Annotated in this window: 35 protein-coding genes; 32 read left to right on the forward strand and 3 right to left on the reverse strand. The window is 68.8% G+C overall.

Features of this window, described 5'->3' with window-relative positions:
• Positions 1-11 precede the first annotated feature (11 nt).
• The 27 genes from rpsS to truA all read left to right on the forward strand — a co-directional run bounded on the left by rpsS (position 12) and on the right by truA (position 15,217).
• Complete coding sequence (gene rpsS / locus NON19_RS20330; protein ID WP_197988959.1) at positions 12-293, forward strand: 30S ribosomal protein S19; 282 nt, start codon at positions 12-14, stop codon at positions 291-293.
• Between the two features lie 46 nt (positions 294-339).
• Entirely contained in the window at positions 340-687 is a 348-nt protein-coding gene (gene rplV, locus NON19_RS20335; protein ID WP_255930063.1) for a 50S ribosomal protein L22, read from the forward strand.
• Positions 687-1,508, forward strand: coding sequence for a 30S ribosomal protein S3 (gene rpsC / locus NON19_RS20340; protein ID WP_255930065.1), 822 nt, complete (start codon positions 687-689; stop codon positions 1,506-1,508). The genes rplV and rpsC overlap by 1 nt, the downstream gene beginning before the upstream one ends.
• 5 nt (positions 1,509-1,513) lie before the next feature.
• Positions 1,514-1,933: a 50S ribosomal protein L16 gene (gene rplP / locus NON19_RS20345; protein WP_255930067.1), complete on the forward strand. Its 420-nt coding sequence runs from the start codon at positions 1,514-1,516 to the stop codon at positions 1,931-1,933.
• Positions 1,933-2,157: a 50S ribosomal protein L29 gene (rpmC, locus tag NON19_RS20350; protein ID WP_255930069.1), complete on the forward strand. Its 225-nt coding sequence runs from the start codon at positions 1,933-1,935 to the stop codon at positions 2,155-2,157. Before rplP ends, rpmC begins: the two co-directional genes overlap by 1 nt.
• Positions 2,157-2,441 carry a 30S ribosomal protein S17 gene (rpsQ, locus tag NON19_RS20355; RefSeq protein WP_255930071.1) on the forward strand — a complete coding sequence of 95 codons (285 nt, stop codon included), beginning with the start codon at positions 2,157-2,159 and terminating at the stop codon, positions 2,439-2,441. The genes rpmC and rpsQ overlap by 1 nt, the downstream gene beginning before the upstream one ends.
• Before the next feature lie 127 nt (positions 2,442-2,568).
• Positions 2,569-2,937 (forward strand): 50S ribosomal protein L14, encoded by a 369-nt coding sequence (gene rplN, locus NON19_RS20360; RefSeq protein WP_255930073.1) that lies wholly within the window; start codon positions 2,569-2,571, stop codon positions 2,935-2,937.
• 3 nt (positions 2,938-2,940) lie between these two features.
• Positions 2,941-3,264, forward strand: coding sequence for a 50S ribosomal protein L24 (gene rplX, locus NON19_RS20365; protein WP_255930075.1), 324 nt, complete (start codon positions 2,941-2,943; stop codon positions 3,262-3,264).
• Complete coding sequence (rplE, locus tag NON19_RS20370) at positions 3,264-3,824, forward strand: 50S ribosomal protein L5 (RefSeq protein WP_255930077.1); 561 nt, start codon at positions 3,264-3,266, stop codon at positions 3,822-3,824. Before rplX ends, rplE begins: the two co-directional genes overlap by 1 nt.
• A gap of 3 nt (positions 3,825-3,827) precedes the next feature.
• Positions 3,828-4,013: a type Z 30S ribosomal protein S14 gene (locus NON19_RS20375; protein WP_004571834.1), complete on the forward strand. Its 186-nt coding sequence runs from the start codon at positions 3,828-3,830 to the stop codon at positions 4,011-4,013.
• A 233-nt stretch (positions 4,014-4,246) separates the two neighbouring features.
• Entirely contained in the window at positions 4,247-4,645 is a 399-nt protein-coding gene (gene rpsH, locus NON19_RS20380; RefSeq protein WP_255930079.1) for a 30S ribosomal protein S8, read from the forward strand.
• 21 nt (positions 4,646-4,666) lie between these two features.
• Positions 4,667-5,206, forward strand: a complete 540-nt coding sequence (gene rplF / locus NON19_RS20385) for a 50S ribosomal protein L6 (RefSeq protein ID WP_255930080.1) — start codon at positions 4,667-4,669, stop codon at positions 5,204-5,206.
• Positions 5,207-5,210: 4 nt separating this feature from the next.
• A complete protein-coding gene (gene rplR, locus NON19_RS20390) occupies positions 5,211-5,594 on the forward strand; it encodes a 50S ribosomal protein L18 (RefSeq protein WP_255930081.1) in 384 nt (127 codons plus the stop codon).
• A gap of 43 nt (positions 5,595-5,637) precedes the next feature.
• Positions 5,638-6,243, forward strand: a complete 606-nt coding sequence (rpsE, locus tag NON19_RS20395) for a 30S ribosomal protein S5 (protein ID WP_255930082.1) — start codon at positions 5,638-5,640, stop codon at positions 6,241-6,243.
• Positions 6,244-6,245: 2 nt separating this feature from the next.
• Positions 6,246-6,428, forward strand: a complete 183-nt coding sequence (gene rpmD, locus NON19_RS20400) for a 50S ribosomal protein L30 (RefSeq protein ID WP_255930083.1) — start codon at positions 6,246-6,248, stop codon at positions 6,426-6,428.
• Position 6,429: 1 nt separating this feature from the next.
• Positions 6,430-6,885 (forward strand): 50S ribosomal protein L15, encoded by a 456-nt coding sequence (gene rplO, locus NON19_RS20405; protein ID WP_255930084.1) that lies wholly within the window; start codon positions 6,430-6,432, stop codon positions 6,883-6,885.
• Between the two features lie 205 nt (positions 6,886-7,090).
• Positions 7,091-8,410 (forward strand): preprotein translocase subunit SecY, encoded by a 1,320-nt coding sequence (gene secY, locus NON19_RS20410; protein ID WP_255930085.1) that lies wholly within the window; start codon positions 7,091-7,093, stop codon positions 8,408-8,410.
• Positions 8,410-9,063: an adenylate kinase gene (locus NON19_RS20415; protein ID WP_255930086.1), complete on the forward strand. Its 654-nt coding sequence runs from the start codon at positions 8,410-8,412 to the stop codon at positions 9,061-9,063. Before secY ends, NON19_RS20415 begins: the two co-directional genes overlap by 1 nt.
• A gap of 174 nt (positions 9,064-9,237) precedes the next feature.
• Positions 9,238-10,074 (forward strand): type I methionyl aminopeptidase, encoded by an 837-nt coding sequence (gene map, locus NON19_RS20420; RefSeq protein ID WP_255930087.1) that lies wholly within the window; start codon positions 9,238-9,240, stop codon positions 10,072-10,074.
• Between the two features lie 315 nt (positions 10,075-10,389).
• Positions 10,390-10,611 (forward strand): translation initiation factor IF-1, encoded by a 222-nt coding sequence (infA, locus tag NON19_RS20425; protein ID WP_014144336.1) that lies wholly within the window; start codon positions 10,390-10,392, stop codon positions 10,609-10,611.
• Between the two features lie 60 nt (positions 10,612-10,671).
• Positions 10,672-10,785, forward strand: a complete 114-nt coding sequence (rpmJ, locus tag NON19_RS20430; protein WP_003956441.1) for a 50S ribosomal protein L36 — start codon at positions 10,672-10,674, stop codon at positions 10,783-10,785.
• A gap of 190 nt (positions 10,786-10,975) precedes the next feature.
• Positions 10,976-11,356 carry a 30S ribosomal protein S13 gene (gene rpsM, locus NON19_RS20435; protein ID WP_255930088.1) on the forward strand — a complete coding sequence of 127 codons (381 nt, stop codon included), beginning with the start codon at positions 10,976-10,978 and terminating at the stop codon, positions 11,354-11,356.
• Between the two features lie 67 nt (positions 11,357-11,423).
• Entirely contained in the window at positions 11,424-11,828 is a 405-nt protein-coding gene (gene rpsK / locus NON19_RS20440; protein ID WP_014144338.1) for a 30S ribosomal protein S11, read from the forward strand.
• A gap of 26 nt (positions 11,829-11,854) precedes the next feature.
• Complete coding sequence (rpsD, locus tag NON19_RS20445; RefSeq protein WP_255930089.1) at positions 11,855-12,481, forward strand: 30S ribosomal protein S4; 627 nt, start codon at positions 11,855-11,857, stop codon at positions 12,479-12,481.
• 110 nt (positions 12,482-12,591) lie between these two features.
• Positions 12,592-13,611 carry a DNA-directed RNA polymerase subunit alpha gene (locus NON19_RS20450; protein ID WP_255930091.1) on the forward strand — a complete coding sequence of 340 codons (1,020 nt, stop codon included), beginning with the start codon at positions 12,592-12,594 and terminating at the stop codon, positions 13,609-13,611.
• Positions 13,612-13,805: 194 nt separating this feature from the next.
• Positions 13,806-14,297 carry a 50S ribosomal protein L17 gene (gene rplQ, locus NON19_RS20455; protein WP_255930093.1) on the forward strand — a complete coding sequence of 164 codons (492 nt, stop codon included), beginning with the start codon at positions 13,806-13,808 and terminating at the stop codon, positions 14,295-14,297.
• Positions 14,298-14,374: 77 nt separating this feature from the next.
• Positions 14,375-15,217, forward strand: a complete 843-nt coding sequence (truA, locus tag NON19_RS20460) for a tRNA pseudouridine(38-40) synthase TruA (protein WP_255930094.1) — start codon at positions 14,375-14,377, stop codon at positions 15,215-15,217.
• Positions 15,218-15,337: 120 nt separating this feature from the next.
• Here the strand turns inward: truA and NON19_RS20465 are convergent, their stop codons facing one another.
• Positions 15,338-16,210, reverse strand: coding sequence for a hypothetical protein (locus tag NON19_RS20465; RefSeq protein ID WP_255930095.1), 873 nt, complete (start codon positions 16,208-16,210; stop codon positions 15,338-15,340).
• Between the two features lie 88 nt (positions 16,211-16,298).
• Here NON19_RS20465 and NON19_RS20470 point away from each other — a divergent pair, with 88 nt between their 5' ends.
• The 5 genes from NON19_RS20470 (at position 16,299) to glmM (ending at position 22,144) form a co-directional block, all read left to right on the forward strand.
• Positions 16,299-17,951: an ATP-binding cassette domain-containing protein gene (locus tag NON19_RS20470; protein WP_255930097.1), complete on the forward strand. Its 1,653-nt coding sequence runs from the start codon at positions 16,299-16,301 to the stop codon at positions 17,949-17,951.
• Positions 17,952-18,218: 267 nt separating this feature from the next.
• Positions 18,219-19,445, forward strand: coding sequence for a glycosyltransferase family 87 protein (locus NON19_RS20475; RefSeq protein ID WP_372514204.1), 1,227 nt, complete (start codon positions 18,219-18,221; stop codon positions 19,443-19,445).
• 209 nt (positions 19,446-19,654) lie between these two features.
• Entirely contained in the window at positions 19,655-20,101 is a 447-nt protein-coding gene (gene rplM, locus NON19_RS20480) for a 50S ribosomal protein L13 (protein ID WP_255930101.1), read from the forward strand.
• A gap of 42 nt (positions 20,102-20,143) precedes the next feature.
• A complete protein-coding gene (rpsI, locus tag NON19_RS20485; protein ID WP_255930103.1) occupies positions 20,144-20,656 on the forward strand; it encodes a 30S ribosomal protein S9 in 513 nt (170 codons plus the stop codon).
• 129 nt (positions 20,657-20,785) lie between these two features.
• Entirely contained in the window at positions 20,786-22,144 is a 1,359-nt protein-coding gene (glmM, locus tag NON19_RS20490; RefSeq protein WP_255930105.1) for a phosphoglucosamine mutase, read from the forward strand.
• 129 nt (positions 22,145-22,273) lie between these two features.
• Here glmM and coaA read toward each other — a convergent pair whose 3' ends face one another.
• Positions 22,274-23,263 carry a type I pantothenate kinase gene (gene coaA / locus NON19_RS20495; protein WP_255930107.1) on the reverse strand — a complete coding sequence of 330 codons (990 nt, stop codon included), beginning with the start codon at positions 23,261-23,263 and terminating at the stop codon, positions 22,274-22,276.
• 23 nt (positions 23,264-23,286) lie between these two features.
• Positions 23,287-24,732, reverse strand: coding sequence for an NAD(P)H-hydrate dehydratase (locus NON19_RS20500; protein ID WP_255930113.1), 1,446 nt, complete (start codon positions 24,730-24,732; stop codon positions 23,287-23,289).
• Positions 24,733-24,774 lie beyond the last annotated feature (42 nt).

Genomic DNA, 24,774 nt, shown 5'->3' on the forward strand with positions numbered 1-24,774 from the left:
AGCGGGTTTAGATGCCGCGCAGTCTCAAGAAGGGGCCCTTCGTCGACGACCACCTGATGAAGAAGGTGGACGTACAGAACGAGGCAGGCACCAAGAACGTCATCAAGACCTGGTCCCGCCGCTCGATGATCGTCCCGGCCATGCTCGGCCACACGATCGCGGTGCACGACGGCCGCAAGCACGTCCCGGTGTTCGTCACCGAGTCGATGGTCGGCCACAAGCTCGGCGAGTTCGCGCCGACCCGCACCTTCCGCGGCCATGAGAAGGACGACCGCAAGTCGCGTCGTCGCTGATCAGCGGAACAAGCGAAGACCTATGACTGACACCGAAGGGACAACCATGGAAGCCAGGGCCCAGGCGCGGTACATCCGCGTCACGCCCATGAAGGCCCGCCGCGTGGTGGACCTCATCCGTGGCATGAGCGCCACGGAGGCTCAGGCGGTCCTGCGATTCGCTCCGCAGGCCGCGAGCGTGCCGGTTGGCAAGGTGCTGGACAGCGCCATCGCCAACGCCGCGCACAACTACGACCACACCGACGCCAACTCGCTGTACATCAGCGAGGCGTACGTGGACGAGGGTCCGACCCTGAAGCGGTTCCGGCCGCGCGACCGGGGTCGCGCCTACCGGATCCGTAAGCGGACCAGCCACATCACCGTGGTCGTCGCCAGCAAGGAAGGGACCCGGTAATGGGCCAGAAGGTTAACCCGCACGGGTTCCGGCTCGGCATCACGACGGACTTCAAGTCCCGTTGGTACGCCGACAAGCTGTACAAGGACTACGTCAAGGAAGACGTCGCCATCCGCCGGATGATGACGCAGGGCATGGAGCGGGCCGGTATCTCCAAGGTGGAGATCGAGCGCACCCGCGACCGGGTCCGCGTCGACATCCACACCGCCCGGCCGGGCATCGTCATCGGCCGTCGCGGTGCGGAGGCCGACCGCATCCGCGGTGACCTGGAGAAGCTGACCGGCAAGCAGGTCCAGCTGAACATCCTCGAGGTCAAGAACCCGGAGACCGACGCTCAGCTGGTGGCCCAGGCCGTCGCCGAGCAGCTGGCCTCCCGCGTCTCCTTCCGTCGCGCCATGCGCAAGAGCATGCAGGGCACGATGAAGGCCGGCGCCAAGGGCATCAAGATCCAGTGCGGTGGCCGTCTCGGCGGCGCCGAGATGTCCCGCTCCGAGTTCTACCGCGAGGGTCGGGTTCCGCTGCACACCCTGCGCGCCAACGTGGACTACGGCTTCTTCGAGGCCAAGACCACCTTCGGCCGCATCGGTGTGAAGGTGTGGATCTACAAGGGCGACGTGAAGAACATCGCCGAGGTCCGCGCCGAAGGCGCCGCCGCCCGTGCCGGCAACCGCCCGGCCCGCGGTGGCAGTGAGCGTCCGCAGCGCCGCGGTGGCGAGCGCGGCGGTCGTGGCCGTCGTCCTCAGGCTGCTGAGCAGGCCCCCAAGGCCGAGGCTCCCGCCGCTGAGGCTCCGGCCGCGGAGACCACCGGAACGGAGGCCTGACCCCAATGCTGATCCCCCGTAGGGTCAAGCACCGCAAGCAGCACCACCCGAAGCGCAACGGCATGGCCAAGGGCGGCACCGAGCTGGCGTTCGGTGAGTTCGGCATCCAGGCCGTGACCCCGGCCTACGTGACGAACCGGCAGATCGAGTCCGCTCGTATCGCCATCACCCGTCACATCCGCCGTGGCGGCAAGGTGTGGATCAACATCTACCCGGACCGTCCGCTGACCAAGAAGCCGGCCGAAACCCGCATGGGTTCCGGTAAGGGCTCGCCCGAGTGGTGGGTCGCGAACGTCAAGCCCGGTCGGGTGATGTTCGAGCTGTCTTTCCCGAACGAGAAGGTTGCCCGGGAGGCGCTGACCCGCGCCGCCCACAAGCTTCCGATGAAGTGCCGGATCGTCCGGCGCGAGGCAGGTGAGTCGTGATGGCGGCCGGTACCAAGGCGACCGAGCTGCGCGAGCTGAACAACGAGGAACTCGTTGCCAAGCTTCGTGAGGCCAAGGAGGAGCTGTTCAACCTCCGCTTCCAGGCGGCCACCGGACAGCTTGAGAACAACTCCCGGCTCAAGGTTGTCCGCAAGGACATCGCCCGGATCTACACCCTGATGCGGGAGCGCGAGCTCGGCATCGAGACGGTGGAGAGCGCCTGATGAGCGAGAAGAATGTGACTGCTGAGACAAACGAGCGCGGTTTCCGCAAGACCCGTGAGGGCCTGGTCGTCAGCGACAAGATGGACAAGACCGTCGTCGTCGCCGTCGAGGACCGCGTCAAGCACGCGCTGTACGGCAAGGTCATCCGCCGTACCAACAAGCTCAAGGCGCACGACGAGCAGAACGCCGCGGGTGTCGGCGACCGCGTTCTCCTGATGGAGACCCGGCCGCTGTCCGCGACCAAGCGCTGGCGCGTCGTCGAGATCCTCGAGAAGGCCAAGTAGGTAATTCCCGTAAGGGAATTCCAATGAACCAGCCTGAAGGCATAAGCCTTCTGGACAGTTCCGCCAGGCTCGGCAGGGGCTCGCACAGGGCCCCTGCCGGGAACCGGCAGACGATCAGGAGATAGACGTGATCCAGCAGGAGTCGCGACTGCGTGTCGCCGACAACACTGGTGCCAAGGAGATCCTTTGCATCCGTGTTCTCGGTGGCTCCGGTCGCCGCTACGCGGGAATCGGTGACGTCATCGTCGCCACCGTCAAGGACGCGATCCCCGGTGGCAACGTGAAGAAGGGCGACGTCGTCAAGGCGGTCGTCGTTCGTACCGTTAAGGAGACGCGCCGTCCCGACGGCTCGTACATCCGTTTCGACGAGAACGCCGCCGTCATCCTCAAGAACGACGGCGACCCCCGCGGTACCCGCATCTTCGGCCCCGTGGGCCGGGAGCTGCGCGAGAAGAAGTTCATGAAGATCGTCTCGCTCGCGCCGGAGGTGCTGTAACCGATGAAGATCAAGAAGGGCGACCTGGTCCAGGTCATCACCGGCAAGGACAAGGGCAAGCAGGGCAAGGTCATCCAGGCCTTCCCGCGCGAGGACCGTGTCCTGGTCGAGGGTGTCAACCGGGTCAAGAAGCACACCAAGGTCGGCCAGACCGCGCGTGGGTCGAAGACCGGCGGCATCGTGACCGTCGAGGCCCCCATCCACGTCAGCAACGTGCAGCTGGTCGTGGAGAAGGACGGCAAGAAGGTCGTCACCCGCGTCGGCTACCGCTTCGACGAGGACGGCAACAAGATCCGCGTTGCCAAGCGGACCGGTGAGGACATCTGATGACTGCCACCACCACCACGCCGCGCCTGAAGCAGCGCTACCGCGACGAGATCGCGGGCAAGATGCGTGACGAGTTCAAGTACGAGAACGTCATGCAGATCCCGGGTCTGACCAAGATCGTGGTCAACATGGGTGTGGGCGACGCCGCCCGCGACTCCAAGCTGATCGAGGGCGCCATCCGCGACCTCGCCACGATCACCGGTCAGAAGCCGGCCGTCACCAAGGCCCGGAAGTCCATCGCACAGTTCAAGCTGCGTGAGGGTCAGCCGATCGGTGCCCACGTCACCCTCCGCGGTGACCGCATGTGGGAGTTCCTGGACCGCCTGCTGTCGCTCGCGCTGCCGCGCATCCGCGACTTCCGCGGTCTGTCGCCGAAGCAGTTCGACGGCCGGGGCAACTACACCTTCGGTCTCACGGAGCAGGTCATGTTCCACGAGATCGACCAGGACAAGATCGACCGCGTCCGGGGTATGGACATCACCGTGGTGACCACGGCGACCAACGACGAAGAGGGCCGTGCTCTCCTGCGTCACCTCGGCTTCCCGTTCAAGGAGGCGTGAGCCGTGGCGAAGAAGGCTCTCATTGCCAAGGCCGCCCGCAAGCCGAAGTTCGCGGTGCGTGCCTACACGCGCTGCCAGCGCTGCGGCCGTCCGCACTCCGTGTACCGCAAGTTCGGCCTCTGCCGCGTGTGCCTTCGTGAGATGGCTCACCGTGGCGAGCTGCCGGGCGTGACCAAGAGCTCCTGGTAATCCCTTAGTTGGGATGCCGGGACTCTCGGTAAGCAACGTGGATGGCGGGCCCCGCCCTTCAACTCCCGTAGAGTGGAAGGGTTGGGCGCCCGCCGCCCATGACCGCCTGCGGGCATAGCCCGCTAGAAGTCGCTTACTACGCCGTAGGTCCCCGCGCCGCACCCGTCCCCAGCCTGATGGGGGAGAGGGATGGCGCAGATAGGAAACCCCGGCGAGAGAGGCCACAGGCCATCATGACCATGACCGACCCCATCGCAGACATGCTCACGCGTCTGCGGAACGCGAACTCGGCCTACCACGACGACGTCGTGATGCCGTACAGCAAGATCAAGTCGCACATCGCGGAGATCCTCCAGCAGGAGGGCTACATCGCGGGTTGGAAGGTGGAGGACGCCGAGGTCGGCAAGAACCTCCACATCAACCTGAAGTTCGGCCCGAACCGCGAGCGCTCGATCGCCGGCATCAAGCGGATCAGCAAGCCGGGTCTGCGGGTCTACGCAAAGTCCACCAACCTGCCGAAGGTGCTCGGCGGCCTGGGCGTGGCGATCATCTCCACGTCGCAGGGTCTGCTCACCGACAAGCAGGCAGGCAAGAAGGGCGTGGGCGGGGAAGTCCTCGCCTACGTCTGGTAACCGGGAAACGGAGGTAAAGCCATGTCGCGTATTGGACGGCTGCCCATCCAGGTTCCCGCCGGCGTGGACGTCACCATCGATGGCCGTACGGTCCAGGTGAAGGGTCCCAAGGGATCCCTCTCCCACACCGTTGCCGCGCCCATCGAGATCGCCAAGGGCGACGACAACACCCTCGTTGTCACGCGCCCCAATGATGAGCGTGAGTCGAAGGCCCTGCACGGCCTGTCCCGCACGCTGGTGGCGAACATGATCACCGGCGTGACCCAGGGCTACAGCAAGGCGCTGGAGATCAGCGGTGTTGGTTACCGCGTCCAGGCGAAGGGCTCCAACCTGGAGTTCTCGCTGGGCTACAGCCACCCGATCCTCGTCGAGGCCCCCGAGGGCATCACCTTCAAGGTGGAGTCCCCGACCAAGCTCAGCGTCGAGGGCATCGACAAGCAGAAGGTCGGCGAGGTCGCCGCGAACATCCGCAAGCTGCGCAAGCCCGACCCGTACAAGGCCAAGGGCGTGAAGTACGCGGGCGAGGTCATCCGCCGCAAGGTCGGAAAGGCTGGTAAGTAAAGCCATGGCATACGGTGTGAAGATCGCGAAGGGTGACGCCTACAAGCGCACCGCTCGCAAGCGTCGCCAGATCCGTGGCCGCAAGCGGATCAACGGCACCGCCGAGACCCCGCGCCTGGTCGTGACCCGGACCAACCGGGGCATCGCCGCGCAGGTCATCGACGATGTCGCGGGCCACACCCTGGCGTCCGCGTCGCACCTGGACGCCTCGATCCGGGGCGCCGAGGGCGACAAGTCGACCCAGGCGAAGAAGGTCGGCGCGCTGGTCGCCGAGCGGGCCAAGGCTGCTGGCATCGAGAGCGTCGTGTTCGACCGCGCGGGCAACCGGTACGCGGGGCGCATCGCCGCCCTGGCGGACGCCGCCCGCGAGGCCGGGCTCAAGTTCTGAGCCGGTTCCGTAATCGCGGAAGTCAACGAGAGAGGTAATTCCAATGGCTGGACCCCAGCGCCGCGGTGGCGGCGCCGGTGGCGGCGAGCGGCGGGACCGGAAGGACCGGCGCGACGGCGGCGCCGCGGCTGAGAAGACCGCGTACGTCGAGCGCGTCGTCGCGATCAACCGCGTCGCCAAGGTAGTCAAGGGTGGTCGTCGCTTCAGCTTCACCGCGCTGGTCGTGGTGGGCGACGGTGAGGGCCAGGTCGGTGTCGGTTACGGCAAGGCCAAGGAGGTGCCGGCCGCCATCGCCAAGGGTGTGGAGGAGGCCAAGAAGCACTTCTTCCGGATCCCCCGTATCGCGGGCACCATCCCGCACCCCGTGCAGGGCGAGAAGGCCGCGGGCGTCGTGCTGCTGAAGCCGGCTTCCCCCGGTACCGGTGTCATCGCCGGTGGCCCGGTGCGTGCCGTGCTGGAGTGCGCCGGCATCCACGACGTGCTGAGCAAGTCGCTCGGCTCGTCCAACCCGATCAACATCGTGCACGCCACGGTGGAGGCCCTCCAGATGCTGCAGCGTCCGGAGGAGATCGCCGCCCGTCGTGGTCTGCCGTTGGAGGACGTCGCTCCCGCCGCTCTGCTGCGGGCGCGTGCTGGGGCGGGTGTCTGAGCATGGCCCGTCTGAAGATCACGCAGATCAAGTCCTACATCGGTAGCAAGCAGAACCACCGTGACACCCTGCGGTCGCTCGGGCTCAAGCGCCTGAACGACGTGGTCGTCAAGGAGGACCGCCCGGAGATCCGCGGCATGGCGCACACCGTGCGTCACCTCGTCACGGTCGAGGAGGTTGACTGACATGGCGGAGGCCAAGCCGCTGAAGGTCCACAACCTCCGTCCGGCTCCGGGCGCCAAGACCGCCAAGACCCGTGTGGGTCGTGGTGAGGCGTCCAAGGGCAAGACGGCCGGTCGTGGCACCAAGGGCACCAAGGCCCGTTACCAGGTTCCGGAGCGCTTCGAGGGTGGGCAGATGCCCCTCCACATGCGGCTCCCGAAGCTGAAGGGCTTCAAGAACCCCGCTCACAAGCAGTTCCAGGTGGTGAACCTGACCAAGCTGGCCGAGCTCTACCCGCAGGGTGGCGAGGTCACGGTGGCCGACCTGGTCGCCAAGGGCGCGGTTCGCAAGAACGAGCTCGTCAAGGTGCTCGGCCAGGGCGAGATCTCCGTGGCGCTGCAGGTGACGGTCGACGCCGTCTCCGGCTCCGCCAAGGAGAAGATCACCGCCGCTGGCGGCACCGTCACCGAGCTCGTCTGAGCCTGAGCTTGTCCCAAGCTCGGTGACCGAACCAACCGGGGATGCCCAAAGAAGTCAGGGCATCCCCGGTTGGTCATTCCTCGGGTGGCTTCGTCGCCGGTAAGGTGGCCAGGAAACCCGTCGGTACCTTTCGGTACCCACACCAGTACCCAGTCGACCTCACGACCGTCACCTTCCGCGTCGAGCGGGAGGCGCAGGAGGCACCGTGCTCACCGCGTTCGCCCGGGCGTTCAAGACGCCCGACCTGCGAAAGAAGCTGCTGTTCACGTTGGGCATCCTGGTGCTGTTCCGACTCGGCGCGCACATTCCGGTGCCCGGGGTGGACTACCAGAACGTCAACCAGTGCATCAAGGAGGCCGGCGGCAACGGCGGCCTCTTCGGCATGATCAACATGTTCAGCGGCGGAGCACTCCTGCAGCTGACGATCTTCGCGCTGGGGATCATGCCGTACATCACGGCGAGCATCATCCTTCAGCTGCTGACCGTGGTCATCCCGCGCCTGGAAGCCCTCAAGAAGGAGGGCCAGGCCGGTACCGCCAAGATCACCCAGTACACCCGCTACCTGACGCTGGCGCTCGCCATCCTGCAGGGCACCGGCCTGGTGGCCACCGCGCAGAGCGGCACGCTGTTCCGCACCTGCCAGGTCGGCAACCAGATCGTGCCGGACCAGTCGATCTTCCGCACCGCCGTCATGGTCATCACGATGACCGCCGGTACCGTCATGATCATGTGGCTCGGTGAGCTGATCACCGACCGGGGCATCGGCAACGGCATGTCGATCCTGATGTTCACCTCGATCGCGGCGGGATTCCCCGGCTCACTGTGGGCGATCAAGAAGTCCGGCAAGATCGTGGGCGGTTGGGGCGAGTTCGCCATCGTCATCGCGGTCGGCCTGGCCATGGTCTGCCTGGTGGTCTTCGTCGAGCAGGCCCAGCGGCGCGTTCCGGTCCAGTACGCGAAGCGCATGATCGGGCGGCGGTCCTACGGCGGCACCTCGACCTACATTCCGATCAAGGTCAACCAGGCGGGTGTCATCCCGGTCATCTTCGCCTCGTCGCTGCTCTACATTCCGGCGCTGGTCGTCCAGTTCAGCGGTAACTCCACGGCCGGGTGGGCCCAGTGGATCAGCACCAACCTGACCAAGGGCGACCATCCCATCTACCTGGCCCTGTACTTCCTGCTGATCGTCTTCTTCGCCTTCTTCTACGTGGCCATTTCCTTCAACCCCGAGGAAGTTGCCGACAACATGAAGAAGTATGGTGGCTTCATCCCGGGTATCCGGGCGGGACGACCCACGGCGGAGTACCTGAGCTACGTGCTCAACCGGATCACCTGGCCGGGTTCGCTCTACCTGGGTCTGATCGCCCTCGTCCCCACGGTGGCGATCGCGTTCTTCCAGGGAAGCCAGAACAACTTCCCCTTCGGAGGCACAAGCATCCTGATCATCGTGGGTGTCGGCCTGGAGACCGTGAAGCAGATCGAGAGCCAGCTCCAGCAGCGCAACTACGAAGGGTTCCTCCGCTGATGCGAATCGTCCTCGTCGGGCCGCCTGGCGCTGGTAAGGGCACGCAGGCCCAGTACCTCGCCAAGAACCTGTCGATCCCGCACATCTCCACCGGCGACCTGTTCCGCGCCAACATCAGCCAGGGCACGCCGCTCGGCAAGCAGGCGCAGGAGTACATGAACGCCGGCCGTCTGGTGCCGGACGAGGTCACCATCGCGATGGCGGAGGACCGCCTGGCGCAGTCGGACACCGAGCACGGCTTCCTGCTCGACGGCTTCCCGCGCAACATCGGTCAGGCCGAGGCGCTGGACCGGTACCTGAGCGACCGCGGCCTGGCGCTGGACGCGGTACTGGACCTGGAGGTGCCGGAGGACGAGGTGGTCCAGCGGATCGCGGGCCGCCGGATCTGCCGCAAGGACTCCAGCCACGTCTTCCACGTGTCGAACCTGCCGGAGCAGGGCGTCTGCGACAAGTGCGGCGGCGAGCTGTACCAGCGCGACGACGACCAGGAGGAGACGGTCCGCAAGCGGCTGGAGGTCTACCACAGCGAGACCGAGCCGATCATCGACTACTACAAGGCGCAGGACCTCGTGGTGACGATCTCGGCGCTCGGCAAGGTGGACGAGGTCACGCAGCGCGCCATGGCCGCGCTGGGCCGCTCGGCGGCCGCGTAGGCCCTCCCGGCGGCTCTCGGCCGGGTTGCGGTGGGTTCGGACCACCGGCAGCTCGACGGCCGTGCTCCGCCGAAGGGCACCCCCGTAAGACGGTTGGCCGCGGCGCCCGAGGGGCACCGCGGCCGTACTGTTGCTGTAATCCCAGGACTGGCTGAAGACGGAAGGCGCGAGCCGATGGTGGAGATCAAGACCCCGGAGCAGATCGCGAAGATGCGCGCCGCGGGGCTGGTCGTCGCGGCGATGCACAAGGCCTGCGCCGAGGCGGCGGTGCCGGGTGCCAGCACCAAGGACCTGGACGAGATCGCGGCCAAGGTGCTGTCCGACCACGGCGCCAAGCCGAACTTCCTGGGGTACGGCGGCTTCCCCGGCAACATCTGCACCTCGGTGAACGATGTCGTGGTGCACGGCATCCCGGACCGCGAAACGATCCTGCGCTCCGGCGACATCATCTCCATCGACGCCGGCGCGATCATCGACGGCTGGCACGGTGACGCCGCGATCACCGTCTTCGTGGGCGACGGCCACGCACCCGAACTGCACGAGCTGAGCCGGGTGACCGAGGAGTCGATGTGGGCCGGGATCGCCGCGTTCCGCAGCGGTGACCGGCTGGTCGACATCTCCAAGGCGATCGAGTCCTACATCCGCCGCCAGCCGCGTCCGGCCACCGGCAAGTACGGGATCATCGAGGACTACGGCGGCCACGGCATCGGCTCGCAGATGCACATGGACCCGCACCTGCTGAACTACGTCACCCGTAAGCGCGGCCGCGGCCCGAAGCTGGTGCCCGGCATGTGCCTGGCGATCGAGCCGATGGTGAGCCTGGGCGCCTCGACCACCCACGTCCTGGAGGACGACTGGACGGTCAAGACCGACGACGGCACATGGGCCTGCCACTGGGAGCACTCGGTCGCCCTCACCGAGCAGGGCCCGCTGGTCCTCACCGCCGTGGACGGCGGCAAGGCGAAGCTCGCGGAGTACGGCATCAAGGCCGCGCCGGACCCGTTGGCGTAGTGCACGGCCGACGGACGGAGTCCGGCGCAGCGGCTCGAAGCTTGTGAGGCGCCCCGGGCGCCGAGCCCGCGAGGGCCGCGTGAAGAGGATTCCGCGGCGGCAAGGCGAAGCTCGCGGAGTACGGCATCAAGGCCGCGCCGGACCCGTTGGCGTAACGATCTTCCGGGCCGGGCATGCCGTCTGGCACAGGCTCGGGACCCTCGATTCGTCATTCCGCGCGAGCTGACGTAGACTGATGCGTCGGCTCACGTATACCCGCATGCCCGCATGCGTATCCGCGAGTCGATCAAGGTAGCCGATCTCGAAAGGCGAAGCGTGCCCAAGAAGCAAGGGGCCATCGAAATCGAGGGCACCGTGATCGAGTCTCTGCCGAACGCCATGTTCAAGGTGGAGCTCCAGAACGGGCACAAGGTCCTCGCGCACATCAGCGGCAAGATGCGCATGCACTACATCCGCATCCTGCCGGACGACCGGGTTGTGGTGGAGCTGTCTCCGTACGACCTGACGCGCGGTCGGATCGTCTACCGCTACAAGTAGATCTCAGCCCGTACCCCGCTCCCGTGGGGTGCTGGCACGACCCGGAGAACCTCACATCCCATGAAGGTCAAGCCGAGCGTCAAGAAGATCTGCGACAAGTGCAAGGTGATCCGCCGTCACGGCCGGGTCATGGTCATCTGCGACAACCTGCGCCACAAGCAGCGCCAGGGCTGACGCACGACGACTGATCTGCACTCGCAGTTCTTCGCGCGACGCACAACGTACATACGCAGTCACCCGACCCCTCGCGTGAGCGCGGGGACGACACCCCCGGTGGAGGCCGGGGACCCGGCTCGTAAGCCTTAGACGAGTCTTACGGGAACGGTGCTGCGGAAGACCTCCGACATCAACAGGAGCCAGATTCATGGCACGCCTCGCAGGCGTTGACCTCCCGCGCGAAAAGCGCGTCGAGGTCGCTCTGACCTACGTCTTCGGCATCGGTCGCACCCGTGCCAAGGAGACCCTGAAGAACACCGGCGTGAACCCGGACACCCGCGTCCGCGATCTGACCGAGGACGACCTCGTCAAGATCAACCAGTGGGTTGACGCCAACTACCGGACCGAGGGTGACCTCCGCCGCGAGATCCAGGCGGACATCCGGCGCAAGGTGGAGATCGGCTGCTACCAGGGTCTGCGGCACCGCCGTGGCCTGCCGGTGCACGGTCAGCGCACCCACACCAACGCCCGCACCCGCAAGGGCCCGCGTCGCGCCATCGCCGGCAAGAAGAAGCCGGGCAAGAAGTAGTCCGTCAGCAGGACGCTGCAAGCGGTCCGTGCTGTAGGACCGACCACCTCCACGGGAGTAATTACCTATGCCTCCGAAGGGCCGTCAGGCCGGCGCCAAGAAGGTGCGCCGCAAGGAGAAGAAGAACGTCGCCCACGGGCACGCTCACATCAAGAGCACGTTCAACAACACCATCGTTTCGATCACCGACCCGACCGGCAACGTGATCTCCTGGGCCTCCGCCGGCCACGTCGGCTTCAAGGGCTCGCGCAAGTCCACCCCGTTCGCCGCGCAGATGGCCGCCGAGTCTGCTGCTCGTCGGGCGCAGGAGCACGGCATGCGCAAGGTCGACGTGTTCGTCAAGGGTCCCGGCTCCGGCCGTGAGACCGCGATCCGCTCGCTGCAGGCCACCGGCCTTGAGGTGGGTTCGATCCAGGACGTCACCCCGACCCCGCACAACGGCTGCCGCCCGCCGAAGCGCCGCCGCGTCTGACCAGCTGAAGTAGGAGAACCAAGACAATGGCGCGTTACACCGGGGCCGACTGCAAGCGTTGCCGTCGGGAGAAGCAGAAGCTCTTCCTCAAGGGAGCTAAGTGCGAGAGCGCGAAGTGCCCGATCGAGATCCGTCCTTACCCCCCGGGTGAGCACGGTCGCGGGCGCACCAAGGACAGCGAGTACCTGCTGCAGAAGCGCGAGAAGCAGAAGTGCGCGCGCATCTACGGTGTCCTTGAGAAGCAGTTCCGCGGGTACTACGAGGAGGCGAACAGGAAGTCCGGCAAGACCGGCGAGAACCTGCTCCGCATCCTGGAGTCCCGGCTGGACAACGTGGTGTACCGGGCTGGCTTCGCCAAGTCCCGCGACCACGCCCGTCAGCTGGTCCGCCACGGCCACATCCTGCTGAACGGCCGCAAGACGGACATCCCGTCGGCTCGGGTCTCCCCGAACGACATCATCGAGGTCCGTGCCTCCTCCAAGCAGCTGACCCCGTTCCAGGTCGCCGCTGCCGAGGCCGGCGAGAAGACGGTTCCGGCGTGGCTGGAGGCCAGCCCCGCCAAGCTGCGGATCCTCGTGCACTCGCTGCCCGAGCGCCAGGTGATCGACACCCAGGTGCAGGAGCAGCTGATCGTCGAGCTCTACTCCAAGTAAGGGCTCGAAGTGGTACGGGCGGTACGACGTCTCGTGTGTCGTACCGCCCGTACCCTTGTCAGTACAGCGGGCGTCATATAGCGGGCGCCCACGACTGAAGGAAAGAACACATGCTGATCGCTCAGCGCCCCTCTCTGACCGAAGAGGTGGTGGACGAGTACCGCTCCCGGTTCGTCATCGAGCCGCTGGAGCCGGGCTTCGGCTACACCCTCGGCAACTCCCTGCGTCGTACGCTCCTGTCCTCGATCCCCGGTGCGGCGGTCACGTCCATCCGGATCGACGGCGTTCTGCACGAGTTCACCACCGTGCCGGGCGTCAAGGAGGACGTCACCGACCTGATCCTGAACATCAAGCAGCTGGTCGTCTCCTCGGAGCACGACGAGCCGGTCGTGATGTACCTGCGCAAGCAGGGCCCGGGCCTGGTCACCGCCGCTGACATCGCGCCGCCGGCCGGTGTCGAGGTGCACAACCCGGACCTGGTGCTCGCCACGCTCAACAGCAAGGGCAAGCTGGAGATGGAGCTGACCGTCGAGCGCGGTCGCGGCTACGTCTCCGCCGTCCAGAACAAGCAGCAGGGCCAGGAGATCGGCCGGATTCCGGTCGACTCCATCTACAGCCCGGTGCTCAAGGTCACCTACAAGGTCGAGGCGACCCGTGTCGAGCAGCGCACCGACTTCGACAAGCTGATCGTCGACGTCGAGACCAAGCAGGCCATGCGTCCGCGCGACGCCATGGCGTCGGCCGGTAAGACCCTGGTCGAGCTGTTCGGTCTGGCCCGCGAGCTCAACGTCGACGCCGAGGGCATCGACATGGGTCCGTCCCCGACGGACGCGGCGCTCGCCGCCGACCTGGCGCTGCCGATCGAGGAGCTGGAGCTCACCGTCCGCTCCTACAACTGCCTCAAGCGCGAGGGCATCCACTCCGTGGGTGAGCTCGTGGCCCGCTCCGAGGCGGACCTGCTCGACATCCGCAACTTCGGTGCGAAGTCGATCGACGAGGTCAAGGCGAAGCTGGCCGGTATGGGCCTGGCCCTCAAGGACAGCCCGCCCGGATTCGACCCGACCGCCGCGGCCGACGCGTTCGGCGCGGATGACGACGACACGGGCTTCGTCGAGACCGAGCAGTACTGATTCGCCTCCGGCGCGGGATCGGTTCCGGGCGCGCCCGGAGCAAATCGGTCCCGCCCACCGGAGTGAGGCTTCGTCCTCAATCGCCGGACGGGCTCTATTAGCCCGTCCGGCGCAAGACTGCCGTAGGGCGACCGCTCTACGGGTCCTGACACCGGTACCTGACACGGCCGGTGCAGTTAGAAGGAGAAATCCCCATGCCGAAGCCCACCAAGGGTGCCCGTCTGGGCGGCAGCGCCGCGCACGAGAAGCTGCTCCTGGCGAACCTCGCCAAGTCGCTCTTCGAGCACGGCCGCATCACCACCACCGAGGCCAAGGCGCGCCGTCTGCGTCCGTACGCGGAGCGTCTGATCACCAAGGCGAAGAAGGGCGACATCCACAACCGTCGCCTGGTGCTGGAGAAGATCACCGACAAGAGCGTGGTCCACACGCTGTTCACGGAGATCGCTCCGCGCTACGCCGAGCGGCCGGGTGGCTACACCCGCATCACCAAGATCGGTAACCGTCGGGGCGACAACGCGCCCATGGCGGTCATCGAGCTGGTGGAGGGCGAGATCGCCAAGAAGGCCACCGTTGCCGAGGCTGAGGCGGCCGCCAAGCGTGCCGTGAAGGAGGCCGAGGCCAAGGCTGAGGCTGCCGAGACGACCGAGGCCGTCGAGGACGCCAAGCCCGAGGCCGACCAGGCCTGACGCTTGCACCGTCACCTTCGCCGGGTGGGCTCAGTGGAGCCCACCCGGCGTTTGGCGTGTTTGAGAGGATTCACCGCGTGAGCGAAGACGTGGCACCCGGTTTCGTACGGGTACGGCTCGATCTGGCGTACGACGGCGCGCAGTTCTCCGGTTGGGCGCGGCAGCGCTCGCGCCGGACCGTACAGGGCGAGCTGGAGTCGGCCATCACCACGGTGCTGCGGCTGCCGGAACCGGTGGAGTTGACGGTCGCCGGGCGCACCGACGCCGGGGTGCACGCCCGGGGCCAGGTCGCGCATGTGGACCTGCCGGAGGAGGTCTGGGCCCGGGAGAGCGGCAAGCTGCTGCGCCGCCTGGCCGGGCGGCTGCCGCACGACGTACGGGTGTGGCGGGTCGGGGAGGCGCCCGCGGGGTTCAACGCGCGCTTCTCGGCGATCTGGCGGCGGTACGCCTACCGGGTGGGCGACCACCCGGGCGGGGCGGATCCGCTGCTGCGCGGGCACGTGCTGTGGCATGACCGGCCGGTGGACGTCAACCTGATGAACGAGGCGGCGACGCTGCTGCTCGGCGAGCATGACTTCGCCGCGTACTGCAAGAAGCGCGAGGGCGCCACCACCATCCGAAGGCTGCTGGAGCTGCACTGGGAGCGCACCGCCGATGGCCTGGCGGTGGCGACGGTGCGGGCTGACGCCTTCTGCCACAACATGGTGCGGGCACTGGTCGGCGCGATGCTGCTGGTCGGCGACGGGCACCGGCCGGTGGGCTTCCCCGGCGAGGTGCTGGCGGGCCGGGTGCGGCACTCGGCGGTCAACGTGGTGCGGCCGCACGGCCTGACGTTGGAGGAAGTCGGCTACCCGGCCGACGAGTTGCTGGCAGCGCGGGCCGCAGAGGCGCGCAACAAGCGGACCCTGCCGGGGTGTTGACGGTGGCTGGTTGCGGTTGGTTCGGTACCGCACCGGTCTCCGCCGTCGTGGTTGCCCGGCGTCGCGGCGGGAGACGGGAGACGGGAGAGGCTTGTTGGGGGCAAGCCTCCAACACCCCTTCTAGCGCTGGGTGTTGTTGCCCCGCTGCACGATCTCGTTGAAGGCGAACGTCGCGATGTCGTTGCCCGCCTGGAGCGCCTGGGTGTCCGAGGCGCTCAGCGCACCGCCGTTCGCCAGCCCCGCGGTGGTGAAGTAGGCGTAGCGGCCGATGGAGTTGGCGCTCAACCGGCAGGCCACGGCGTGGCAGAAGGTGCCCACGCCGCCGCCGGACAGCGGTAGCACATAGCCCTGGGCCTGGTTCTTGGCGGCGTCCGCGGCCGACTTGGTGTCGAAGACGGCGACGCCGACGGTGACCGCCACCCCGCCCCTGGTGTAGGTGGCGCGCAGCAGCTTACGGCAGCCGTTGTCGGCCAGTACGCCGCCCAGGCCGCCCGCGGCGGCGTCGGAGCAACGGCCGGTGGAGTCGGTGGTGGCCTTGGCGTAGGTGCGGCCCTGCACGGTCACCCGGTCGCCGGGGAAGAGGCTGTCCGGGGTGATCGGCGCGGTGTCCTTGTGCGCGTCGGAGATGACGGCCAGCGGGTTCGGCGGGGGCGGCGGGGTGACGGCCGGGAAGCTGGCGGTGGGGGTGGGCGGGGTCGTGCCGGTGGCCTGGTCGGTGGGGCCGGGCTGCGGCTTGTTGGGGTGGCCGGTGGCGATGACGGCGGTGGCGACGATGCCCGCTATCGCGGCGGCACCGAGCACGCCGCCGCCTATGAGCAGCAGCTTGCGGCGCCGGTGGCTGGCCTCCGTACGCTCCGCGAGCGCCGACCAGTCGGGTTCCCCCGGCCGCTGCGGCTGTTGCGGCGGGTAGCCGTAGCCGAACGACTGCTGCGGCCCCGGGTATCCGTACCCGCCGGGACCGGGGTTGTGCGGCTGCGAAGGGCCTTCCGTCATGGCGCGCATCCTATTAGCTGCGATTGGTCCTCGGGACCCGGGTGAAAACCGCTTTGGGCGGGCGGTGCCGACAGGTGAGAATCCCGCCATGGGCCACGTGGACGCCGCACACCTCGAGTACTACCTGCCGGACGGCCGGGTGCTGCTCGGCGATGTCTCCTTCCGGGTCGGCGAGGGCGCCACGGTCGCGCTGGTGGGGGCCAACGGTGCGGGCAAGACCACGCTGTTGCGGCTGATCGCCGGTGAACTCGCCCCGCACGGCGGCACGGTGACGGTCGGCGGCGGCCTCGGGGTGATGCCGCAGTTCGTCGGTTCGGTACGGGACGACCGTACGGTGCGCGATCTGCTGGTCTCCGTCGCTCCGCCGCGCATCCGGCAGGCCGCGGCGGCGGTGGACGCCGCGGAGCTGGCGATCATGGCGCAGGACGACGAGCCCGCGCAGCTGGCGTACGCGCAGGCGCTCAGCGACTGGGCGGAGGCCGGGGGGTACGAGGCCGAGACGCTGTGGGACATGTGCACCACTCAGGCGCTGGGTGTGCCGTACGAGCGGGCGCAGTGGCGTGAGGTGCGCACGCTGTCCGGGGGCGAGCAGAAGCGGCTGGTGCTGGAGGCGCTGCTACGCGGCGGGGACGAGGTGCTGCTGCTGGACGAGCCGGACAACTACCTTGACGTGCCCGGCAAACGCTGGCTGGAGGAACGGCTGGCGCAGACCCGTAAGACGGTGTTGTTCGTCAGCCACGACCGGGAGTTGCTGGCCCGTTCGGCGCAGAAGATCATCAGCGTCGAGCCAGGGCCCGCGGGCAGTGATGTGTGGGTGCACGGTGGTGGCTTCGCCACGTACCACGAGGCGCGCAGGGAACGGTTCGCCCGTTTCGAGGAGTTGCGCAGGCGCTGGGACGAGGAGCACGGCAGGCTGAAGGCGTTGGTGCTGCGGCTGCGCCAACAGGCGGCGAACAGCGCGGACATGGCGTCGCGGTACCACGCGGCGCAGACCAGGCTGAAGAAGTTCGAGGACGCGGGTCCGCCGCAGGAGCCGCCGCGTGAGCAGCGGATCTCCATGCGGCTGACGGGCGGCCGCACCGGGGTAAGGGCGTTGACCGCCAAGGGGCTTGGGCTCACCGGCCTGATGAAGCCGTTCGACCTGGAGGTCTTCTACGGGGAGCGGGTCGCCGTGCTCGGCTCCAACGGTTCCGGCAAGTCGCACTTCCTGCGGCTGCTGGCGGGCGAGGACGTGGCGCACACCGGCGAGTGGCGGCTGGGGGCGCGGGTGGTGCCGGGGCACTTCGCGCAGACCCTCCCCCATAGCCTAAAGGGCATGGGAGGTACCCCCCTGCGTCCGGAGCTGTTGGGCCGCACGCTGGTGGACATCCTGTGGACCGAGCACGCCCGGGACCGCGGCAAGGCGATGAGCGCGCTGCGGCGGTACGAGTTGGAACGGCAGGGCGACCAGCGCTTCGAGAACCTCTCCGGGGGACAGCAGGCGAGGTTCCAGATCCTGCTGCTGGAGTTGGCCGGTACCACCGCGCTGCTGTTGGACGAGCCGACGGACAACCTGGACCTGGAGAGCGCGGATGCCCTCCAGGCTGGCCTGGAGGGCTATTCCGGCACGGTGGTCGCGGTCACCCATGACCGCTGGTTCGCCCGCGCCTTCGACCGCTTCCTCCTCTTCGCCGCCGACGGCACGGTCCGCGAGGTCCCCCACCCCATCTGGGACGAGCCCCGCGTCACCCGCGACCGCTAGGACGCCAGGGGCGAAGCCCTGATGGGGGTTTGGGGCGCAGGCCCCAAAAATGCCCGCCGCGACGGTGAGCGACCACGATGGTGGTGACCGGCGGTATCGCACTCACCGCAGCCTCCGGGGCCCGGGGCGAAGCCCCGGCGGCGGGGCTTGGGGGCGCAGGCCCCGCAGAGAGCCGCCCAGCACAAGGGGGTCCGGGGCGCAGGCCCGGGGTGGTTGCTGCGTGTTGGACGGCACCGGCGAGGCCGGTGGCGTCTTAGCATGCGACGTGTGAATTCGGGCAAATCGGAAGAACCAGGCGTGACGGCCTGGCTGGTCCAACGTGCCTCATGGCCGATGCAGGCCGCGACCGCCGTGCTGCTGCTCGTCGTGATCTTCGAGGCCTACCGCCGCAGCGGTACCGACGGAATGGACAACGCCTTCGTCGTCCGGGCCGCGCACCGCTTCCTCGACGGCGGCTCGCCCTACTCCGACCGCCGCTTCCTCTACCTGCCCAGCAGTGTGCTCGCCGCCGTCCCCGAGGCGCTGCTCCCCGCCCACCTGCTGCGCGCCCTGGTGCCGGGCGTCACCACCGCGCTGGTGCTCGCGGGCTGGTGGTGCGCCCTGCGCGTCTTCGACGTACCGGGTCGAAGCCGCCTCGGCGTCCTGGTCAGTGCTGGCCTGGCGTTCTTCGCCCCGTTCCGCAGCCTGGTGCTGCTGGGCAACTGGACGGCCGCCAGCGCCGCCGCCCTGCCCTGCGCCCTGCTGCTGATCACCCGATCCCGGTGGACCGCGGCCGGTGCGGTGACCGGCGTGGCGATCGCGCTCAAGCCGATGCTCGTCCCGTTCGCCCTGCTGTTCCTGTTCGCCCGCCGCCCGCGGGCCTTCGCCCTGGCCGCGGCCGTCCCCGCGGTGGCCTCGGTCGCGGCGGCGGTCACCATGCCGAACCCCACCTTCTTCTTCTCCCGCACGCTGCCCTTCCTGCTGCACGGCCAGGACCAGTTCGCCCGCCCCTTCGACGCATCGCTGATCGCCGTACTGCCCCGGCTCGGCGTGCCGCCGGACGTGGCGCTGCTGGTCGCCCTGGCCGCGGCCGGAGCCGGGGTGTGGTGCGCCTGGCGGCGCTGGTCGGGCGCCGGAATCGGCGGTACCCATCGGGCCGAGCGGCTGCGGCTGGTGGAGACCGCTGCGATGCTGATGCTCAGCGCCTTCCTGGTCTCCCGTCCGTCGTTCGAGCACTACGCGCTGGTCGTACTGCCCACCCTGCTGGCCTCCGCGGTGGTGCCGGACTCGGTGGCGCGCACACCGTGGTTCTGGCTGGCGCTGGTGCCGCAGGTGCCGGTGATCCAGTGGCCGCTGCTGGTGCCGGTGACCCGGCGGGCCTTCAAGGACGCGGCGATGCTGTGCGGCCTGGCGGCCCTGCTGGCCTGGCGGTGCATGCGCGGCCGCCGGGTGCTGGTGCCCGAGCAGGGTGGGGCCGCGGAGGCCAGGGCCGCGGGGTCCCGGGCCGCGTTTTGACCTGCGCGGCGCTGCCCAGGTACGCTTCAGGTTCGAAATTTATGCGTATTGGCTTGCTCGTTCTCACGTGAGAGGCCGTTACGCCGGTCCACCGGGCCGATGACCAGCAGGAGCACACGGTATGCGTCAACCGTGCGCCGCCAAGGCTGTCGTGATCGTCCGGGTGGTCTTGTCAGGACCCACTCACTGAAGAAGCGAAGGCTACGACCGTGCGTACGTTCAGCCCCAAGCCCGGCGATGTCCAGCGCCAGTGGCACGTCATTGACGCGCAGGACGTTGTCCTGGGCCGTCTGGCCTCTACGGCCGCGTCCCTCCTGAGGGGCAAGCACAAGCCGGTGTACGCGCCTCACGTCGACACTGGTGACTTCGTCATCATCATCAACGCCGACAAGGTGCACCTGTCCGGCAACAAGCGGACCCAGAAGATGGCGTACCGCCACTCCGGCTACCCGGGTGGTCTGCGCTCCGTCCGCTACGACGAGCTGCTGGAGAAGAACCCGGAGAAGGCCGTCGAGAAGGCCGTCAAGGGCATGCTGCCGAAGAACACCCTGGGCCGCCAGATGCTGTCCAAGCTCAAGGTGTACTCGGGCGACCAGCACCCGCACGGCGCCCAGCAGCCGGTGCCGTTCGAGATCACCCAGATTTCGCAGGGCTGAGTCCCAGCCACCGTCTACTAGAGAAAGCATCTGAGGAGAATCGTGGCTGAGACCACCCCTGAGGCTCCGCTCGCCGAGGACGAGTTCGCCGGCGAGTACACCACCGAGACCGTCGCGGGCCTGGAGGAGTACACCTCCGAGTCCCTGGCCTCCCGCTTCGGCGAGCCGCAGCCGGCCGCCGGCACCGGCCGCCGCAAGCGCTCCGTCGCCCGCGTCCGCATCGTGCCGGGCTCCGGCAAGTGGAAGATCAACGGCCGCACCCTGGAGGAGTACTTCCCCAACAAGGTGCACCAGCAGGAAGTCAACGAGCCGTTCAAGGTTCTTGAGCTGGACAACCGTTACGACGTCATCGCCCGCATCGCTGGTGGCGGCATCTCCGGCCAGGCCGGTGCGCTGCGCCTGGGCGTCGCTCGCGCCCTGAACGAGGCGGACGTCGACAACAACCGTCCGACCCTGAAGAAGGCCGGCTTCCTGACCCGTGACGCTCGCGAGATCGAGCGCAAGAAGGCCGGTCTGAAGAAGGCCCGCAAGGCGCCGCAGTACAGCAAGCGCTGATCACGCCTTGTCGACACGCCCCGGAGGCACTTTGTGCGCCTCCGGGGCGTTCGCTTAACCGGTGCTTTTTGGGACCGCATTACCCGGGGGACAAGTCACCCAGACCCCCAACTTCTCGGAGGAAGCACAGTGGGACGACTCTTCGGTACGGACGGAGTCCGCGGTGTCGCCAACGCCGACCTGACCGCCGAGCTCGCGCTCGGCCTGTCGGTCGCCGCGGCGCACGTTCTCGGTGAGGCGGGGACTTTCGACGATCATCGGCCGGTGGCCGTCGTCGGGCGTGATCCGCGTGCCTCGGGCGAGTTCCTGGAGGCCGCCGTCGTGGCGGGACTGGCCAGCGCGGGCGTGGACGTGCTGCGGGTCGGTGTGCTGCCCACCCCTGCGGTGGCGTATCTCACCGGTGCGCTGGGCGCCGACCTCGGAGTCATGCTGTCCGCCAGCCACAACCCGATGCCCGACAACGGCATCAAGTTCTTCGCCCGCGGCGGCCACAAGCTCGCCGACGAGTTGGAGGACCGGATCGAGGAGACCTACCGCGCGCACTCCACCGGTCAGCCGTGGAGCCGTCCGACCGGCGCCGGAGTGGGCCGGGTACGCGACTACGACCAGGGCTTCGACAACTACGTCGCCCATCTGATCGGCGTGCTGCCCAACCGCCTCGACGGGCTGAAGATCGTCATCGACGGGGCGCACGGCGCCGCCGCCCGGGTCTCCCCGGAGGCGTTCGCGCGGGCCGGGGCCGAGGTGGTCACCATCGGCACCGACCCCGACGGCCTCAACATCAACGCCAAATGCGGCTCCACGCACCTCGACAAGCTGCGCGCCGCGGTCGTGGAACACGGCGCGGACCTGGGCGTCGCGCACGACGGGGACGCCGACCGCTGCCTGGCGGTGGACGCCAAGGGCGAGGAGGTCGACGGCGACCAGATCCTCGCGGTGCTCGCGCTGGCGATGCGGGAGTCCGGCACGCTGCGCAAGAACACCGTCGTCGGCACCGTGATGTCCAACCTCGGGTTCAAGCTGGCGATGGAGCGCGAGGGCATCGAGCTGGTGCAGACCGCGGTCGGCGACCGCTATGTGCTGGAGTCGATGAAGGAGAACGGCTTCGCGCTCGGCGGCGAGCAGTCCGGCCACGTCATCATCCTCGACCACGCCACCACCGGTGACGGCACGCTGACCGGTCTGATGCTGGCCGCCCGGGTGGCCGCCACCGGTCGCCCGCTGGCCGAGCTGGCGGGCGTGATGGAGCGGCTGCCGCAGGTGCTGGTGAACGTACCCGATGTGGACAAGACCCGGGTGGCCAGCACGCCGGAGCTGACTACCGCGGTCGGCGAGGCGGAGCGTGAACTGGGCACCACCGGGCGGGTGTTGCTGCGTCCGTCCGGCACCGAGCCGCTGGTCCGCGTGATGGTGGAGGCGGCCGACATCGACCAGGCCCACGCCGTCGCCAGCCGCTTGGCGGACGTCGTCAAGTCCACGCTGGGCTAGGTGAGTTGGGGGGGGCCGGGCTTGCCCGGCCCCCCAGTGCCTTCTCGTGGGGTCCGCGGTGCGTTCTCATGGACTCCGCGGTGCGTTCTCAGGGGTTCGGCGGTGGCTTCTCAGACGTGCGGTGCTTTCTCAGAGTTTTCGCAGTGACAGTCGCTGGACCTTGTGGTCCGGGCCCTTGCGCAGTATCAGCGTCGCCCGGCCCCGGGTGGGGGCCACGTTCTGCTCCAGGTTGGGGCGGTTGATGGTGCGCCACAGCATGCGCGCGTAGTCGACCGCCTCCTCCTCGGGCACCTCGGTGTACTTGTGGAAGTACGACAGCCGGTTCTGGAACGCGGTCCGCCGCAGCATCCGGAACCGGTCGAGGTACCACCGCTCGATGTCCTCGGTGCGCGCGTCCACGTACACGCTGAAGTCGAAGTAGTCGGCGAGACCGACCCGGGTCAGTCCGTCCTTGCCCGGCAGCGCGGGCTGCAGCACGTTCAGTCCCTCGACGATCAGGATGTCGGGGCGCCGCACCGTGAGCCGTTCGCCCGGCACGATGTCGTAGATCAGATGCGAGTAGACCGGCGCGCTGACCTCCTCCTTGCCCGCCTTCACGTCCGCGACGAACCGGGTGAGCGCCCGTCGGTCGTACGACTCCGGGAACCCCTTGCGGGACATCAGACCGCGCCGCTGGAGTTCGGCCTTGGGCAGCAGGAAGCCGTCGGTGGTGACCAGTTCCACCCGGGGGTGCTCCGGCCAGCGGGCCAGCAGGGCCTTCAGGATGCGGGCGGTGGTCGACTTGCCGACGGCCACGCTGCCCGCCACGCCTATGACGAACGGCGTGCCGGACTGTGCGCCGTGCCCGGTGCGGGTGTCGCCGAGGAACGTGTTCAGCGCGCCGCGCAGCCCGGTCGTGGCGCCCACGTACAGGTTGAGCAGCCGGGACAGCGGCAGGTAGATGTCCCGGACCTCGTCCAGGTCCATCAGGTCGCCGAGCCCGCGCAGCCGCTCGACCTCCTCGGCGGTCAGCGGCAACGGCGTCCGCTCGCGCAGCGCGCTCCACTCGGCGCGGGACAGGTCCACGTACGGGGTCGCCTCGCGGCGGGCGGCGGTTGTCGGTGATGACACGGGAACCATTGTGCGACCGGGTAACCCGGCGTTCATGTGCGGGGGTGCACCGAGCGCCACACCTGCGGGATGCGGTCGGCGAGTTCGTGCGCGCCGAACGGCACGGGGGTCTCACGGCCAGCCAGGCCGTGCAGGTACGCGCCGACGGATGCCGCGTCGCGTGCGGTCAGGCCCGCGGCCAGCAGTGAGCCGGTCAGGCCGGACAGCACGTCGCCGCTGCCCGCGGTGGACAGCCAGGCGGTTCCGGTGGGGTTCACCCGCACCGGGTGACCCCGCTGGGCGATGAGTGTGGTCGAGCCCTTGAGCAGCACGGTGGCCTGGTACGCCTCGGCCAGCTGCTTCACGTGCGCCAGCCGGGCCGACTCGACGTCCGCGCGGTCCGCGGAGAGCAGCGCGGCGGCCTCACCGGCGTGCGGGGTCAGGACGGTGGCGGCGGTACGGCGGCGGATCTGGTCGCGGTCGGCGAGCCGCAGGGCGTCGGCGTCCACCAGGACCGGTACGTCGGAGCCGAGCACCTCGGCGACCGCCTGGCGGGCCGCCCGGTCGTCGCCGAGCCCCGGGCCGACCACCCATGCCTGGACGCGGCCCGCCTTCGACGGTGGGCCGGAGGTCACCAGCGTCTCGGGGTAGCGGGCGATGACCGCTTCGGCGCCCGGTCCCACGTAGCGCACGGCGCCCGCGCCGCCGCGCAGTGCGCCGCCCACCGCGAGCACCGCCGCGCCCGGGTAGCGCTCGGAACCGGCGACCACGCCGACCACACCGCGCCGGTACTTGTCGGTCTCCCCGACGGGGGTGGGGAGCAGCGCGGCCACGTCGGCGTGCTGGAGCGCTTCCAGCTCGGGGGGCGGGAGGTACGGGCCCAGGCCGATGTCGATCAGCCGTAGCGCGCCGACGTGTTCGGCGGCCGGGTCGATGAGCAGGCCGGGCTTGTAGCTGCCGAAGGTGACGGTGGCGTCGGCGTGCACGGTTTCGCCGGGGGTCTCGCCGGTGTCCGGGTCGATACCGCTGGGCAGGTCGACGGCCACGACGGTGGCGCGGGACTCTCGGGCGGTGCGGGCGAGGTGGGCGGCCTGCGGGCGCAGTCCGCCTCTGCCGCCGATGCCGACGATCCCGTCCAGGATCAGGTGGGCTTGGGCGATCGCCTGGTCGGCGGCTTCCGGCTCCGGGGGGAGGGTTCGGCCGCCCGCGCGGCGTAGTGCGGCCAGGCCGCCGGGGTGGGCCTTGTCGGGGGTGAGCAGTACGGCGGTGACTCCGGCGCCGCGGCGGGCCAGGCGGGCGGCGGCGTAGAGGGCGTCGCCGCCGTTGTCGCCGGATCCGGCCAGTACGACGACGCGCCTGCTGTAGGTGCCGTGCATGAGGCTGCCGCAGGCAGCGGCCAGGCCTGCGGCGGCGCGTTGCATCAGGGTGCCCGGGGGGAGGCGGGACATCAGGGTGCGTTCGGCTGCTCGGACGGTCTCTACGGTGTATGCGTGCCGCATGCGGGTCCTTCCGTTGCGCGCGGTCTGTCGTGGGGCGGGGCC

Origin of the sequence: Streptantibioticus rubrisoli, assembly GCF_024436055.1 — a bacterium.
Classification (GTDB): domain Bacteria; phylum Actinomycetota; class Actinomycetes; order Streptomycetales; family Streptomycetaceae; genus Streptantibioticus_A; species Streptantibioticus_A rubrisoli.

Coding starts and splice junctions, on each gene's coding strand:
- coaA (WP_255930107.1), bottom strand. CDS start 23,263: ATGGTTCCCGTGTCATCACCGACAACCGCCGCCCGCCGCGAGGCGACC.
- rplV (WP_255930063.1), top strand. CDS start 340: ATGGAAGCCAGGGCCCAGGCGCGGTACATCCGCGTCACGCCCATGAAG.
- NON19_RS20500 (WP_255930113.1), bottom strand. CDS start 24,732: ATGCGGCACGCATACACCGTAGAGACCGTCCGAGCAGCCGAACGCACC.
- rpsH (WP_255930079.1), top strand. CDS start 4,247: ATGACCATGACCGACCCCATCGCAGACATGCTCACGCGTCTGCGGAAC.
- map (WP_255930087.1), top strand. CDS start 9,238: ATGGTGGAGATCAAGACCCCGGAGCAGATCGCGAAGATGCGCGCCGCG.
- rpsM (WP_255930088.1), top strand. CDS start 10,976: ATGGCACGCCTCGCAGGCGTTGACCTCCCGCGCGAAAAGCGCGTCGAG.
- NON19_RS20450 (WP_255930091.1), top strand. CDS start 12,592: ATGCTGATCGCTCAGCGCCCCTCTCTGACCGAAGAGGTGGTGGACGAG.
- rpmJ (WP_003956441.1), top strand. CDS start 10,672: ATGAAGGTCAAGCCGAGCGTCAAGAAGATCTGCGACAAGTGCAAGGTG.
- rpmD (WP_255930083.1), top strand. CDS start 6,246: ATGGCCCGTCTGAAGATCACGCAGATCAAGTCCTACATCGGTAGCAAG.
- NON19_RS20415 (WP_255930086.1), top strand. CDS start 8,410: ATGCGAATCGTCCTCGTCGGGCCGCCTGGCGCTGGTAAGGGCACGCAG.
- rpsE (WP_255930082.1), top strand. CDS start 5,638: ATGGCTGGACCCCAGCGCCGCGGTGGCGGCGCCGGTGGCGGCGAGCGG.
- rplR (WP_255930081.1), top strand. CDS start 5,211: ATGGCATACGGTGTGAAGATCGCGAAGGGTGACGCCTACAAGCGCACC.
- NON19_RS20470 (WP_255930097.1), top strand. CDS start 16,299: ATGGGCCACGTGGACGCCGCACACCTCGAGTACTACCTGCCGGACGGC.
- rplF (WP_255930080.1), top strand. CDS start 4,667: ATGTCGCGTATTGGACGGCTGCCCATCCAGGTTCCCGCCGGCGTGGAC.
- rpsK (WP_014144338.1), top strand. CDS start 11,424: ATGCCTCCGAAGGGCCGTCAGGCCGGCGCCAAGAAGGTGCGCCGCAAG.
- rplE (WP_255930077.1), top strand. CDS start 3,264: ATGACTGCCACCACCACCACGCCGCGCCTGAAGCAGCGCTACCGCGAC.
- NON19_RS20465 (WP_255930095.1), bottom strand. CDS start 16,210: ATGACGGAAGGCCCTTCGCAGCCGCACAACCCCGGTCCCGGCGGGTAC.
- rpmC (WP_255930069.1), top strand. CDS start 1,933: ATGGCGGCCGGTACCAAGGCGACCGAGCTGCGCGAGCTGAACAACGAG.
- rplQ (WP_255930093.1), top strand. CDS start 13,806: ATGCCGAAGCCCACCAAGGGTGCCCGTCTGGGCGGCAGCGCCGCGCAC.
- rplX (WP_255930075.1), top strand. CDS start 2,941: ATGAAGATCAAGAAGGGCGACCTGGTCCAGGTCATCACCGGCAAGGAC.
- rpsS (WP_197988959.1), top strand. CDS start 12: ATGCCGCGCAGTCTCAAGAAGGGGCCCTTCGTCGACGACCACCTGATG.
- rpsD (WP_255930089.1), top strand. CDS start 11,855: ATGGCGCGTTACACCGGGGCCGACTGCAAGCGTTGCCGTCGGGAGAAG.
- rpsQ (WP_255930071.1), top strand. CDS start 2,157: ATGAGCGAGAAGAATGTGACTGCTGAGACAAACGAGCGCGGTTTCCGC.
- rplO (WP_255930084.1), top strand. CDS start 6,430: ATGGCGGAGGCCAAGCCGCTGAAGGTCCACAACCTCCGTCCGGCTCCG.
- rplP (WP_255930067.1), top strand. CDS start 1,514: ATGCTGATCCCCCGTAGGGTCAAGCACCGCAAGCAGCACCACCCGAAG.
- rpsC (WP_255930065.1), top strand. CDS start 687: ATGGGCCAGAAGGTTAACCCGCACGGGTTCCGGCTCGGCATCACGACG.